Genomic DNA, 13,396 nt, shown 5'->3' with positions numbered 1-13,396 from the left:
GTTTCTTGCGACCGCCGCGCTGCTCGTCGTGCTGCTGCGCGTGTTGCTGCCTGCAAGGTAATACGAAGGACACTCACCCATGACACTTGTCGGCTGGTTTCAGATTTTGCTGTACTGCGCGATCGTGGTCGCGCTCGTAAAGCCGCTCGGCTGGTATATGACGCGCGTCTTCAGCGGCGAGCGCACACCCCTCACGCCGATCCTGCGGCCGGTCGAGGCTGGGCTGTACCGGATCGGCGGCGTCGACGAGAAACGCGAGCAGCATTGGCTGACCTACACGGTCGCGATGCTGCTGTTCCATGTCGGCGGCTTCCTCATCATCTACGGCCTGATGCGGCTGCAGGCGCTGCTGCCGTTCAACCCGACGGGACAATCCGCCGTCGCCCAGGATTTATCCTTCAATACCGCGATCTCCTTCATCACCAACACCAACTGGCAGAACTACGGCGGCGAAAGCACGCTGTCATATCTGACGCAGATGCTGGGCCTGACGCATCAGAACTTCCTGTCGGCAGCGACCGGTATCGCACTCGCAGTCGCTCTGATCCGCGGCTTTTCCCGTTCCTCGATGCGCACGATCGGCAATTTCTGGGTCGATGTGACGCGCTGCACGCTTTACGTGCTGCTGCCGATCTGCATCGTCTATACGCTGTTCCTGGTGTGGCAGGGCATGCCGCAGACGCTCGGCGCCTATGTCGAGGCGACCACGCTGGAAGGCGGCAAGCAGACGATTGCGGTCGGCCCTGTCGCTTCGCAGGTCGCGATCAAAATGCTCGGCACCAATGGCGGAGGCTTCTTCAATGCCAATGCCTCACATCCCTTTGAAAACCCCACCGCACTGTCGAACTTCGTGCAGATGATCTCGATCTTTGTGCTCGGCGCGGCGCTGACCAACGTGTTCGGCCGGATGGTCGGCAACCAGCGGCAGGGGTGGGCGATCCTCGGCGCAATGGGCGTTCTCTTCCTTGCCGGCGTCGCCGTCACCTATTGGGCCGAAGCCAACGGCACCTCGACGCTGAGCGCGCTGGGGTTCTCTGGCGGCAATATGGAAGGCAAGGAAGTCCGCTTCGGCATCGTCGCCTCCTCACTCTTCGCAGTCATTACCACCGCTGCCTCCTGCGGCGCCGTCAATGCCATGCACGACTCCTTCACCGCGCTTGGCGGCATGATCCCGCTGCTCAACATCCAACTCGGCGAAATCATCGTCGGCGGCGTCGGCGCGGGCCTTTATGGCATGCTGCTGTTCGTCGTGTTGGCGATCTTCGTCGCCGGCCTGATGGTCGGCCGTACGCCGGAATTTGTTGGCAAGAAGATCGAAGCGCGCGAGGTCAAAATGGCGATGCTTGCAATCCTGATCCTGCCGTTGATGATTTTGGGCTGGACGGCCGTTGCGGTCGTCTTCCCTCCGGCGGTGGCGTCGATCGCCAATGCCGGTCCGCACGGCTTTACCGAGGTGCTCTATGCCTTCACCTCGGCGACCGGCAATAACGGCTCGGCCTTCGGCGGCCTGACCGGCAATACCTTCTTTTACAATCTGACACTCGCCAGTTCGATGTTTGTCGGCCGCTTCTTCATGATCGTGCCGGCAATGGCGCTGGCGGGGTCGCTTGCGGCCAAGAAATCGATCCCGCCCTCGGCCGGCACGCTGCCGACCACCGGCGGCCTGTTCGTCGGCCTCGTCGTCGGCGTCATCCTGATCATCGGCGGGCTGACCTTCTTCCCGGCGCTGGCGCTGGGGCCGATCGTCGAGCACCTGGCGATGAACGCCAACACCTTGTTCTGATCGAAGCCGTCAGGAGTTACGTCCATGGAAACCATGAAATTGCAGAAAAAGGCGACGGCGTCGGCGATGTTCGATCCGAGCATCGTGCTGCCGGCAATCCGGGCGGCCTTTGCAAAACTCGATCCGCGGCTGATGGTGAAGAACCCCGTGATGTTCGTGGTCGAAATCGTGGCCACGCTCACGACCGTGATATTCCTGCGCAATCTGGTGGCCGGCGGCGAGAACTTCGCCTTCACGTTCCAGATCATCCTGTGGCTGTGGTTCACCGTGCTGTTCGCCAATTTCGCCGAGGCCGTTGCCGAAGGCCGCGGCAAGGCGCAGGCTCTGTCGTTGAAGAAGACCCGCACCGAGAGCAAGGCAAAATTGCTGGAAGGTCCCGGCAAGAACTATCGTCTGGTTTCCGGCACCAGCCTGAAGGTGGGTGACATCGTCTTGGTCGAGGCCGGCGACAACATCCCCTCCGATGGCGAAGTGATCGAGGGTGTAGCTTCGGTGAACGAGGCGGCGATAACGGGTGAATCTGCGCCTGTAATCCGCGAATCCGGTGGTGACCGGTCGGCGGTGACCGGCGGCACGCAAGTGCTATCGGACTGGATCCGCGTTCGGATCACGGCGGCGCAAGGGTCGACCTTCATCGACCGCATGATCAAGCTGGTGGAAGGAGCGGAGCGGCAGAAGACGCCGAATGAGATCGCGCTCAATATTCTGCTCGCCGGCCTGACCATCATCTTCGTGTTCGCCACCGTGACGATTCCGAGCTATGCGGCCTATGCCGGCGGCTCGATTTCGGTAGTGGTGCTGGTGGCACTGTTCGTCACGCTGATTCCGACCACCATCGGCGCGCTGCTATCGGCGATCGGCATCGCCGGCATGGACCGGCTGGTGCGCTTCAACGTGCTCGCCATGTCCGGCCGTGCGGTGGAGGCCGCTGGCGACGTCGACACGCTGCTGCTGGACAAGACCGGCACCATCACGCTCGGCAACCGGCAGGCCACGGCGTTTCGCCCCTTGCGCGGTGTCACCGAACAGGAGCTGGCGGATGCGGCGCAGCTCGCCTCGCTCGCCGACGAGACGCCGGAAGGTCGCTCGATCGTCGTGCTGGCGAAAGAGAAATACGGCATCCGCGGCCGCGACATGAAGGAGCTCAACGCGAGCTTCATTCCCTTCACCGCGCAGACACGCATGAGCGGCATCGACGCCGGGTCATCGTCGGTGCGCAAGGGCGCGGTGGATGCGATCCTGAATTACGTCGATGGTGGCGGCGCGATCCGCGCGGTCGCTTCCGGGAATGCGGCGCGCGCCGTGTCGGGCGTCCTCTCGGAGGCGGCCCGTGAGATCCAAACGGTTTCCGACGAGGTCTCGAAAGCCGGCGGCACGCCGCTGGCGGTCGCCAAAGACGGGAAACTACTCGGCGTCGTGCATCTGAAGGACATCGTCAAGGGCGGCATCCGGGAGCGCTTTGCGGAATTGCGCCGGATGGGCATCCGCACCGTGATGATCACCGGCGACAATCCGATGACCGCAGCCGCCATCGCGGCCGAGGCCGGCGTCGACGATTTCCTTGCCCAGGCAACGCCGGAGGACAAGCTGAAACTGATCCGCGACGAGCAGGCCAGGGGCAAACTGGTCGCGATGTGCGGCGACGGCACCAACGACGCGCCGGCGCTGGCGCAGGCCGATGTCGGCGTCGCCATGAACACCGGCACGCAGGCGGCGCGCGAGGCCGGCAACATGGTCGATCTCGATTCCAACCCGACCAAGCTGATCGAGGTGGTCGAGATCGGCAAGCAGCTTCTGATGACGCGCGGCGCGCTGACCACGTTCTCGATCGCCAACGACGTCGCAAAGTATTTCGCCATTATCCCGGCGATGTTCCTGGCGTTCTACCCGCAGCTCGAGGTGCTCAACGTCATGCACCTCGCAAGCCCGCAGAGCGCCATCCTGTCGGCGATCATCTTCAACGCGCTGATCATCATCGCGCTGATCCCGCTGGCGCTGAAAGGCGTCGCCTATCGCGCCGTCGGTGCAGGGGCGCTTCTGCGCCGTAACCTGCTGATCTACGGCTTGGGCGGCATCATCGTTCCCTTTATCGGCATCAAGGCCATCGACCTTGCGGTTGTGGCTTTGCATCTGGCCTAACACCACAACCGTCATTGCGAGGAGCGAAGCGACGAAGCAATCCATCTATCCACTTGTGGCGCCATGGATTGCTTCGCTTCGCTCGCAATGACGGAAAACTTACGGAGACCTAAAATGCTCAGAGAAATCCGTCCCGCGATCCTCATCCTGCTGCTACTCACCGCGATCACCGGCCTTGCCTATCCCCTCGCCATGACCGCCATCGCCGGCGCGATCTTTTCGAGGCAGGCGCACGGCAGCCTGATTGAAAAGGACGGCAAGGTGATCGGCTCCGCTCTGATCGGGCAGGAGTTCAAGGAAGACAAATATTTCCACGGCCGCCCGTCCGCGACTTCGGCGCCGGACCCGGCCGATCCGACCAAGACGGTCCCTGCGCCCTACAACGCCGCCAATTCCGGTGGCTCCAATCTTGGGCCGACCAGCAAGGCGCTGGCCGACCGGATCAAGGAGGACTTCGCGAAGCTGAAGACCGAAAACCCGGCCGCTGCCGTACCGGTCGATCTCGTCACCACCTCCGGCAGCGGGCTCGATCCCGACATCTCGCCGGAAGGCGCGCTATTCCAGGTCCCGCGCGTGGCGAAGGCCCGCAACCTGCCGGAGGCGCGCGTCCAGCAACTGGTTACCGAGCACATTCAGGGCCGCATGGCTGGATTGCTTGGCGAGCCGCGCATTAACGTACTGGCGTTGAACCTGGCGCTGGATGAGGTTTCAAAATGAGACATGCTAGGCCCCTCGAAGGGTGAGGACTATACTACCGCATGGTCCAAGCCCGCCGCGACCCCGAACAACGTCCCTCACCGGAGGCCCTGCTGGAGGCCGCCCGGCGCGAGGAGAGCCGCGCCGGCAAGCTCAAGATCTTTGTCGGCGCTGCGCCCGGCGTCGGCAAGACCTATGAGATGCTGCAGAGCGCCCACGCCAAGAAGAAGGCGGGCGCCGATGTCGTGGTCGGCATCGTCGAAACCCACGGCCGGGCTGAAACCGAAGTGCTTCTGAACGGTCTCGAGGTGCTGCCGCGCAGGCGGCTCGCCTACAAGGAGCAGACGCTCGAGGAGATGGACCTGGATGCGCTGATCGCGCGGCGGCCGCAGATCGCGCTCGTCGATGAACTCGCTCACACCAATGCGCCCGGCAGCCGTCATCCCAAGCGCTATCTCGACGTCGAGGAATTGCTGTCCCACGGCATCGACGTCTATACGGCAGTCAATATCCAGCACATCGAGAGCCTCAACGACGTGGTCGCGCAGATCACGCATGTGCGGGTCCGTGAGACTGTGCCGGATTCCGTGTTCGACCGCGCCGACGCCATCGAGCTGATCGACCTCACGCCCGACGATCTGATCCAGCGGCTGAAGGAGGGCAAGGTCTACGTTCCCAAACAGGCCGAGCGCGCGCTGGAGCATTATTTCTCGCCAGGCAACCTGACCGCGTTGCGCGAGCTGGCGCTGCGGCGCACCGCCGAACGCGTCGACGAGCAGTTGCTCACCCATATGCAGGCCAACGCCATAGCAGGTCCATGGGCGGCAGGTGAGCGCATCCTGGTTTGCGTCAGCGAAGATCCGCGCGCGGCCGGGCTGGTGCGCTATACCAAGCGGCTGGCCGACCGGCTGCACGCGCAATGGACCGCTATTAGCATCGAGACACGCCGTAGCCTGCAACTGACCGACGAGCAGCGCGACCGGTTGGCCGATACCATGCGGCTGGCGGAAGCGCTGGGCGGTGAGGCGCTGACCATTCCCGGCGTCGGCCGCCGCATCGCCGACGACGTCATCCATTTCGCGCACGCCAATAATGTCACGCAGATCGTCATCGGCAAGTCGACCCGCTCCTGGTGGTTCGAGCTGACGCGCGGTTCTGTCGTGCACGATCTGGTGCGCCGCGCCGGCCATATCAGCGTCCACGTCATCCCCGGCGACGAACAGGGCGTGGCGAAAGCGGCGGTGCAGACTGCGGCGCGACAGGAGCCGTTCAACCCGCGGCCCTACATGATGGCGCTATTGTTCGTCGCGGTCAGCCTCGGCGCTGCCAAACTGATCCAGCCGATGTTCGGTGGCATCGAGAATGTCGATCTGGTGCTCCTCACCGCCGTGGTCGGCGTCGCCGTTCGCTACGGGCTCTTGCCATCGCTGTTGGCGAGCGTCGCGGCGTCGCTGTGCTACAATTTCTTCTTCATGCCGCCGGTCCATACCTTCACCATCGCCGACCCGATCAACATTGCCGCGTTCTTCCTCTTCATGCTGATCGCGCTGTTGGTCTCCAATCTCGCGGCACGGGTGCGCTCTCAGGCCGACACCGCGATCGGCCGGGTGCGCACCACCGAATCGCTCTACGCCTTCAGCCGCAAGCTCGCGGGCACCGCGACGCTGGACGATGTGCTGTGGGCGACCGCCTATCAGACCGCGCTGATGCTGAAGGTGAGGGTGGTGCTGCTGTTGCCGGAGGACGGTGTGCTCACCGTGAAGTCGGGCTATCCGCCCGAGGATCAACTGGGCGAGGCCGACCTTGCCGCCGCCAAATGGGCTTGGGACAACGACCGTGCGGCCGGGCGCGGCTCGGATACGCTGCCGGGCGCCAAACGGCTGTTCCTGCCGATGCGAACCGGGCGCGGCGCGATCGGCGTCATCGGCATCGACGACGACCGCACCGGTCCGTTGCTGACGCCGGATCAGCGCCGCCTGCTCGATGCGCTGGTCGATCAGGGCGCGCTGGCGATCGAGCGCGTGCTGCTGGTGGAAGACATGGACCGGGTCAAGCGCACGGTGGAATCCGACCGGCTGCGCGGCGCGCTGTTGACCTCGATCTCGCACGATCTGAAGACGCCGTTGGCCTCGGTGCTCGGTGCCGCTTCCGCCCTGCGCGATCTCGGCTCCAGCCTCAACGACGCGCAGAAGAACGAACTGCTCGCCACCATGATCGACGAATCCGAGCGCCTCAATCGCTTCATCGCCAATCTGCTCGACATGACCAAGCTGGAATCCGGTGCGATCGTGCCGAATACCGCGCGGCATGACGTCTCCGAGATCGTCGGCAGCACGCTGCGCCGCGCGAACAAGATCCTCCTGCATCACAAGGTGTCACTGGAACTCAGTCCCAATCTGCCGATGCTGGAGCTGGATGCGGTTCTGTTCGAACAGGTATTGTTCAATTTGCTCGATAACGCGGCCAAATACGCGCAGGCCGGAACCACGATTTCGATCCGGGGAACGCGCGATCCGGCAAGTGTGTCGCTGCAGATCCTCGACGAAGGCAGCGGTATTCCGCCTGCCGAGGTGGAAAGCGTGTTCGACAAGTTCTATCGCGCTCAAAAGGGCGACCACATCCGTCCCGGCACCGGGCTGGGGCTCGCCATCTCGCGCGGTTTCGTCGAGGCGATGCATGGCACGATATCGGCCGCCAATCGCACCGATCGCTCTGGAGCCATCATCACGATTCGACTGCCTGTCCCGGCCTCCGATAGCGCGCTGGATACCGCCGCATGAACGCCGCCCAGATCAAGGTTCTGGTGATCGACGACGAGCCGCCGATCCGCAAATTGTTGCGGATGGGGCTGAGCACGCAGGGCTACGACATCCTCGAAGCCTCCAATGGCAAGATTGCGCTGGAGAAGCTCGCGGAAGGCCCGGCGCTGATCATCCTCGATCTTGGCCTGCCCGACATCCAGGGTCATGATCTCCTGCGCATGATCCGCGGCCGCAACGAGAGCGTGCCGATCGTGGTCCTGTCGAGCCGCGGCGACGAGGCCGGCAAGGTCCAGGCGCTCGACCTCGGCGCCGACGACTATCTGACCAAGCCGTTCGGTATGGACGAGTTGCTGGCGCGGATGCGCGCAGCGCTCCGGCACCAGTTGCAGGTGCAGGGCGAGCGGCCGTTATTCCGCGCAGGCGATCTCTCTGTCGATCTGGTACGCCGCATCGTCAAGGTCGGCGAGCGCGAAGTAAAGTTGTCACCGAAGGAATACGAATTGCTGCGCGTTTTGGTGCAGCATGCCGGCAAGGTGCTGACCCATCGCTTCCTGTTGAAGGAGCTGTGGGACGAGCTGACGGATGCGCAATATCTGCGCGTCTATGTCCGCCAGCTCCGCCAGAAGATCGAAGCCGATCCTGAGCGCCCGCAATTCGTGCTGACCGAGACCGGCATCGGCTACCGGTTGCGCGCGCCGGATTAAGCGCAGCGATACCGTTTGAGCACGAAAACAATCTTGCGTAGTGCAAAGAGAAGCGCTCTACTGGGGAGCTTTTCCGTTCGAGAACATAATCATAGGAGAACCGCCGATGCTGCGTCTGCGTCACGCGACAGCCGTAGTGTTTTTTACCGGGTTTCAATGTCTCGTCGCCTCCGGCTTGATTGCGGGCACGGCGGATAATCAGGTTCAGGAAGCGGTATGGCCCACCAAGGCTTGGCCGGTCTCAACCCCTGAAGAGCAGGGGATGCAATCCGGTACGCTGGCCCGGCTGGTGGAGACCGTCGGAGGCTACAAGCAGGACAGCCTGCTGATAGTCCGGCACGGGAAAATCGTGCTTGATGCCTACTATGCCCCCTATCAGCCCAACATTACGCACGACCTGAGATCGGTAACGAAGAGTGTTGTCAGCACGTTGACGGCCATCGAAATCAAGCAAGGCCTGCTCGACAGCGTTGATCATCCGATCATGGATTTGTTCGCTGACAAGCAAATTCCCAACATTGATGAAGCCAAGAAAGCAATGACCGTTCAACACCTGCTGGACATGACCTCGGGCCTGGAGTGGCAGGAGAAATCCTATACGCCCGACGAGACCCTCATGCGGATGTATCAGGCGCCGGATCGGACCGCCTTCGTGTTAAGCCAGCCGATGTCGGATGCTCCAGGCGCCAAATTCTACTACAATAGCGGCAATCCGTACGTGCTGTCCGCGCTCATCAACAGGAAGACCGGTCAGAATGCGCTGGATTTTGCGGAGAAAGAGCTGTTCGGGCCGCTTGGTATCACTAGCGCTCGCTGGGGCCGGGCCGACGCTCAGGGAGTCATCGATGGCGAAGCGGGACTGTCGCTGGCGCCGCACGACATGGCCCGGTTTGGCTATCTCTACCTTCGCAATGGGATGTGGGACGGCAAGCAGATCATTCCAGCGTCATGGGTTGATCGGGCGAGGGAAGGAAGGGTTAAGGCGACTTTCGGGTTTCGCTACGCAAATCTGTGGTGGTCGTTGCCTGAAAAGGACGCCTACATGGCCCGCGGTCGCCATTCGCAATTGATTCTTGTGCTTCCGAAGCTGGATATCGTTGCGGTCATGACCGGCATTTTGCGGGATGACCAGTTCTATCCAACGGCCAGGCTGATCGATGATATTGCCAGCGCCGTCAAGTCGGACCAGCCGCTGCCGCCTGACGCCGTCGCGCAATCCCTGCTCGCGGCGTCAGTTCGCGAAGCTGCTACGGAGCGGCCGTCACCGCTCGGCAAGACCCCCGAACTGGCGAAACAGATATCGGGGAAGACCTATCAAGTGAGTAGCAATATTCTCAGAGTAAAGACATTCGCGCTGAACCTCGTCGATCCGGATCCGTTCTGGGAAATCACCACCTACGCTGGAAGGGCGGACCAGCCTGCGGGACGTTTTTCGGGACTGCTGGGGCTTGACGGAATTTTTCGAAAGAGCCCTCCAGTCAACTACGGGATCAATGCATCCAAAGGACGCTGGCTCGACGAGCGTACCTTTGCATTGGAGCGCCGAATCCTCGGACGTAGCGAAACGCAACTCTGGATTCTCGCTTTCAATGGCAACAAAGTTGAAGTCGCCTTCGAAAATACCGATGGCACCAAGGCAACTCTGTACGGCGAAGTGAAGGAGTGAGAGGCAGCCGCCTCTCGCCATCTTCGATCGCTGACTACTTCTCCGCCAGCGGCGGTAATCAGAACCAACGGCTCCTCATGGCCGTTTGCCGTCGATCGTGCTGGTCAGCTTGCCGCATGCGCTGCAACCGTACAGTGGTATGCTTAATTGTGTAGTTTGATCCAGACTGAGCTCGCGCGGAAGAGGCTCAGGGCAGGACGGAGCACGACCATGGCTGAGAGCGTCATGTATCACGAAGGTAACAGGCAATTGCAGGACCGGTTCGACAGCCGCCGGATTTCGGATCGGCTGGAAGAGAAGCTGATGCGCAAGGAATTCACCGCTGACGACAAGCAGTTCATCGAAGGCCTACCCTATTTCTTTCTGGCAACCGCCGATGCCGAAGGCCGGCCCGATTGCTCATTCAAGGGTGGGGCGCCGGGGTTTGTGCGCATCACCGGGCCTTCCGAGCTCGCATTTCCCGACTATGACGGCAACGGCATGTTCAAGAGTCTCGGCAACATCGTCGTCAATGCCGATGTCGGCCTGCTGTTCATCGCCATGCATGGCAAGCCGCGGCGTTTGCGTGTCAACGGCAGCGCCAGCGTGAGCGACAGCGACCCGCTGCTGTCGGAGACCGTCGGCGCGCAGCTCATCGTTCGCGTGACGGCGCGTGCGATCTTTCCGAACTGCCCGCGATATATTCCGGCGATGCGGTCGATCGAGCCGTCGATCTATGTGCCTCAAGCCGGACAGGACGCGCCGGAGCCGGCGTGGAAAGGCTTTGCGGATTTCAAGGACTGCATCCACCCGCGCCAACCGACATTCAAGGGGTAGGGAGCGATTGTAGCCCACACCGAAAATCACCCTCGTCGTCCCTGCCTAGTGCGCAATTGCGCACGGGGCGCAGGGACCCATAACCATCGGCCTAGATTGCAGCGAAGGCAACTGGCCCCATCGCGCCGCAGATAAGCCGCGGCGTATGGGTCCCTGCGTTCGCAGGGACGACGGCGAAAGTATTTGAAATGAACGGAAGCGGCCTAGATCGCCGTCATCTCGCCCTTGGTGCAGGCGTCCCGCAGCTTGAATTTTTGGATCTTGCCCGATCCGGTCAGCGGGAATGTGTCCACGATGTACCACTGTTTTGGCGTTTTGTGCGGGGCGAGCGAGGCACGCATGTAGGCGATCAGCTCGTCCTTGTCGATCGCGGCGCCTGGCGCCGGGCGGATGAAGGCTGCGACCTCTTCGCCCCATTTCTCGTGCGGCAGGCCGATCACGGCGACCTCGCCCACCTTGGGATGCTTGAACAGCAGCTCTTCCAGCTCGCGCGGATAGATGTTTTCGCCGCCGCGGATGATCATGTCCTTCAGCCGGCCTTCCACGGTGCAGTAGCCGCGCGCGTCCATTGCGCAGAGATCGCCGGTGTGCAGCCAGCCGTGGGCGTCGATCGCAGCCGCAGTCGCATCGGGCATTTCGAAGTAACCGATCATCACGTGATAGCCGCGGGTGCAGAACTCGCCGATCGTGCCGATCGGAACGGTCTCGCCGGTGTTGGGATCGATGATCTTGGTTTCCATATTGGGCAGCGGCAGGCCGATCGTGTTGGCCTTGTCCTCGACGCTGTCATGGGTGCGGGTCTGCGCCGCGACGGGGGAGCATTCGGTCTGGCCGAAAACAATCGTAAAGGGCGCGCCGAGCTTTTCCTCCAGGAGCCGCACCAGCGAGGCCGGCACTGTCGAGCCGCCGGAGCAGATCGCCTTGACGGAGGACAGATCGGTCGCCGCGAATGTCGGGTGCTCCAGCATCGCAACCAGCATGGTGGGCACGCCGAGCATGGCGTTGCCGCGATAGGTCCCGAGCATTTCCAGCACCAGCCCAGGCTCGAAAGCCTCGACCAGCACCGTGGTCGCGGCCTTTGATACCGCGCCGATCACGCAGCAGACGCAGCCGCCGGTATGAAACAACGGCATCGTGGTGACGAAGACGTCGCCGTCGTCGACGCCCATCCGGTCGGCGGTATCGGCACCGTTGTTGAGCAGCCCGCGATGGCGGAGCAGGGCGCCTTTCGGAAAGCCGGTCGTGCCCGAGGTATACTGGATCATGACGGGATCGTCTGGGCTGACGGCCGGCAGCTTGATGCCCTCGTCGTCGCCAGCCGCGATGAAGGCATTCCAGTCATCGAAGCAGATGATCTCGCGCAGCTCGGGACAATTCGGCGCCACTGCCTGCACGGTCTCCAGCATCGGGTTGCCGCGGAAGCCGTTGACCACGAAGACCCCGGCCGCGCGCGACTGTTTCAGCACATATTCCACTTCCCGGGCGCGAAAGGCCGGATTGACGGTGACGAGCACCATGCCCGCCATGCCGGCGCCGAATTCGAGCATCATCCATTCCGGGATGTTCTGCGCCCAGACGGCAATGCGCTCGCCGGGCTTGAAGCGCGACAGCAGCGCGCGGGCAGTGCGCTGGGCTTCGCGATAGAACTGTGCGTAGGTCCATTGCCGCCGCTGCGTCGGGTCAGGCACGCCCGCGATCAGGGCGAGGCGATCGGGCGCGGCCTCAGCCGCCTTGCGCAAGAGATCGCCGAATGTCATCTCCCGTACCGCAGGCGTGGTCGGTCCTGCGACGTGCGACTTCGTCAATACCATGCATTCCTCCCCGGTCCGGCGCCGCTATTGTCGGTGGCGTCAGTTCCAAGAGGAAAATGCCTTCCGGCTTCGGGTAATGCAAGCGCTCGCAATGACGGCCAGCGCAAGCCTAGCTCGCCTTGCGGTGCCTCGCCGACGACCGGTGTGCTTTCCTTGCTGTCCGGCGTGCCGGCGCCCGCCGCGAGGCCGGGGCTTGTGCGCGCCGTCTCGTCGCCGCTTTGCCTTTCAGGCTCGCCTTCAGCGCGTCCATCAGGTTGATGACGTTGTCCGCCCTCTCCTCGGGCTCGGCGACCTTGATCGGCTTGCCGGAAGCCTTGCGGCGCACCAGCGCCTTCAGCGCGTCCTCATACTCATCCTTGAACTTCGAGGGATCGAAATGCGCGGCCATTTTGTGCAGGATATGGCCCGCGAGTTCGACCATGTCCTTGGTGATCTTCGGGGTCTTGATGTCATCGAAGAAGTCGCCCTCGTCGCGCAGCTCGTACGGATACCGCAGTGTAGTGCCGAGCAGGCCCTTGCCGAGCGGCTCGATCGCCATGACGTGCTCGCGGTTGGTCAGCACGATGCGCGCCAGCGCCACCCGTTCCTCATCCTTCATGGCGTCCCGGATCACCGCGAAGGCGTCCACCGCGGCCTTGCCGTCGGGGGCAATGTAGTAGGGGTGATTGTAGTAGCGCTTGTCGATTTCGTCCCGCGGCACAAAACTGTCGATCTCGATGGTATGATTGCTCTCGATCTGGACGGCTTCCAGTTCCTCCTTTTCGATCTCGACATACTGGCCCTTTTTCAGCTCATAGCCGCGGCCTTTCTGGTCGCTCTCGACGACGTCGCCGGTCTCGGCATCGATCATTTGCTGCTTCAGCCGGTTGCCGGTCTCCTTGTTGATCATGTGAAAGCGGGTTTTCTCGACCGATGTCGAGGCCGGATACAGCACGACCGGACATGACACCAAAGAGAGCTTAAGCGAGCCTTTCCAGTAGGCGCGGGGGGCCATTGCAATCTCCGGGCGCGGTTTGGGT

At 62.6% G+C, this 13,396-nt stretch carries 9 protein-coding genes; 7 read left to right on the top strand and 2 right to left on the bottom strand.

Annotated elements, in window-relative coordinates; all coding sequences use genetic code 11:
- The first annotated feature begins 79 nt into the window (after positions 1-79).
- The 7 genes from kdpA to V1290_RS11990 all read left to right on the top strand — a co-directional run bounded on the left by kdpA (position 80) and on the right by V1290_RS11990 (position 10,566).
- Entirely contained in the window at positions 80-1,783 is a 1,704-nt protein-coding gene (gene kdpA, locus V1290_RS12020; protein ID WP_334364592.1) for a potassium-transporting ATPase subunit KdpA, read from the top strand.
- Positions 1,784-1,807: 24 nt separating this feature from the next.
- On the top strand, positions 1,808-3,922 hold the full coding sequence (gene kdpB, locus V1290_RS12015) for a potassium-transporting ATPase subunit KdpB (RefSeq protein ID WP_334364591.1): 2,115 nt from the start codon (positions 1,808-1,810) through the stop codon (positions 3,920-3,922).
- A 114-nt stretch (positions 3,923-4,036) separates the two neighbouring features.
- Positions 4,037-4,639 (top strand): K(+)-transporting ATPase subunit C, encoded by a 603-nt coding sequence (locus V1290_RS12010; RefSeq protein ID WP_334364590.1) that lies wholly within the window; start codon positions 4,037-4,039, stop codon positions 4,637-4,639.
- A gap of 41 nt (positions 4,640-4,680) precedes the next feature.
- Positions 4,681-7,398: a sensor histidine kinase KdpD gene (locus V1290_RS12005; RefSeq protein ID WP_334364589.1), complete on the top strand. Its 2,718-nt coding sequence runs from the start codon at positions 4,681-4,683 to the stop codon at positions 7,396-7,398.
- Positions 7,395-8,084: a response regulator transcription factor gene (locus tag V1290_RS12000; protein WP_334364588.1), complete on the top strand. Its 690-nt coding sequence runs from the start codon at positions 7,395-7,397 to the stop codon at positions 8,082-8,084. Before V1290_RS12005 ends, V1290_RS12000 begins: the two co-directional genes overlap by 4 nt.
- 106 nt (positions 8,085-8,190) lie before the next feature.
- Complete coding sequence (locus tag V1290_RS11995; RefSeq protein ID WP_334364587.1) at positions 8,191-9,750, top strand: serine hydrolase domain-containing protein; 1,560 nt, start codon at positions 8,191-8,193, stop codon at positions 9,748-9,750.
- 210 nt (positions 9,751-9,960) lie between these two features.
- Entirely contained in the window at positions 9,961-10,566 is a 606-nt protein-coding gene (locus tag V1290_RS11990; RefSeq protein WP_334364586.1) for a pyridoxamine 5'-phosphate oxidase family protein, read from the top strand.
- 203 nt (positions 10,567-10,769) lie between these two features.
- On the opposite strand, the gene V1290_RS11985 is transcribed toward V1290_RS11990, so the two are convergent.
- Together V1290_RS11985 and ku are read right to left on the bottom strand one after the other, a co-directional pair.
- Positions 10,770-12,377, bottom strand: a complete 1,608-nt coding sequence (locus V1290_RS11985; protein WP_334364585.1) for an AMP-binding protein — start codon at positions 12,375-12,377, stop codon at positions 10,770-10,772.
- Between the two features lie 109 nt (positions 12,378-12,486).
- Positions 12,487-13,371 (bottom strand): non-homologous end joining protein Ku, encoded by an 885-nt coding sequence (gene ku, locus V1290_RS11980; RefSeq protein WP_334364584.1) that lies wholly within the window; start codon positions 13,369-13,371, stop codon positions 12,487-12,489.
- Between the last annotated feature and the right edge of the window lie 25 nt (positions 13,372-13,396).

Origin of the sequence: Bradyrhizobium sp. AZCC 1578, assembly GCF_036924675.1 — a bacterium.
Taxonomy (GTDB): domain Bacteria; phylum Pseudomonadota; class Alphaproteobacteria; order Rhizobiales; family Xanthobacteraceae; genus Bradyrhizobium.
This window is presented reverse-complemented; position numbering and strand designations above follow the sequence as displayed.

What these genes read in the sequence shown, in the direction of transcription:
- kdpA (WP_334364592.1), top strand. Translation starts at nt 80, where the DNA reads ATGACACTTGTCGGCTGGTTTCAGATTTTGCTGTACTGCGCGATCGTG.
- V1290_RS12005 (WP_334364589.1), top strand. Translation starts at nt 4,681, where the DNA reads ATGGTCCAAGCCCGCCGCGACCCCGAACAACGTCCCTCACCGGAGGCC.
- V1290_RS12010 (WP_334364590.1), top strand. Translation starts at nt 4,037, where the DNA reads ATGCTCAGAGAAATCCGTCCCGCGATCCTCATCCTGCTGCTACTCACC.
- ku (WP_334364584.1), bottom strand. Translation starts at nt 13,371, where the DNA reads ATGGCCCCCCGCGCCTACTGGAAAGGCTCGCTTAAGCTCTCTTTGGTG.
- kdpB (WP_334364591.1), top strand. Translation starts at nt 1,808, where the DNA reads ATGGAAACCATGAAATTGCAGAAAAAGGCGACGGCGTCGGCGATGTTC.
- V1290_RS11985 (WP_334364585.1), bottom strand. Translation starts at nt 12,377, where the DNA reads ATGGTATTGACGAAGTCGCACGTCGCAGGACCGACCACGCCTGCGGTA.
- V1290_RS11990 (WP_334364586.1), top strand. Translation starts at nt 9,961, where the DNA reads ATGGCTGAGAGCGTCATGTATCACGAAGGTAACAGGCAATTGCAGGAC.
- V1290_RS12000 (WP_334364588.1), top strand. Translation starts at nt 7,395, where the DNA reads ATGAACGCCGCCCAGATCAAGGTTCTGGTGATCGACGACGAGCCGCCG.
- V1290_RS11995 (WP_334364587.1), top strand. Translation starts at nt 8,191, where the DNA reads ATGCTGCGTCTGCGTCACGCGACAGCCGTAGTGTTTTTTACCGGGTTT.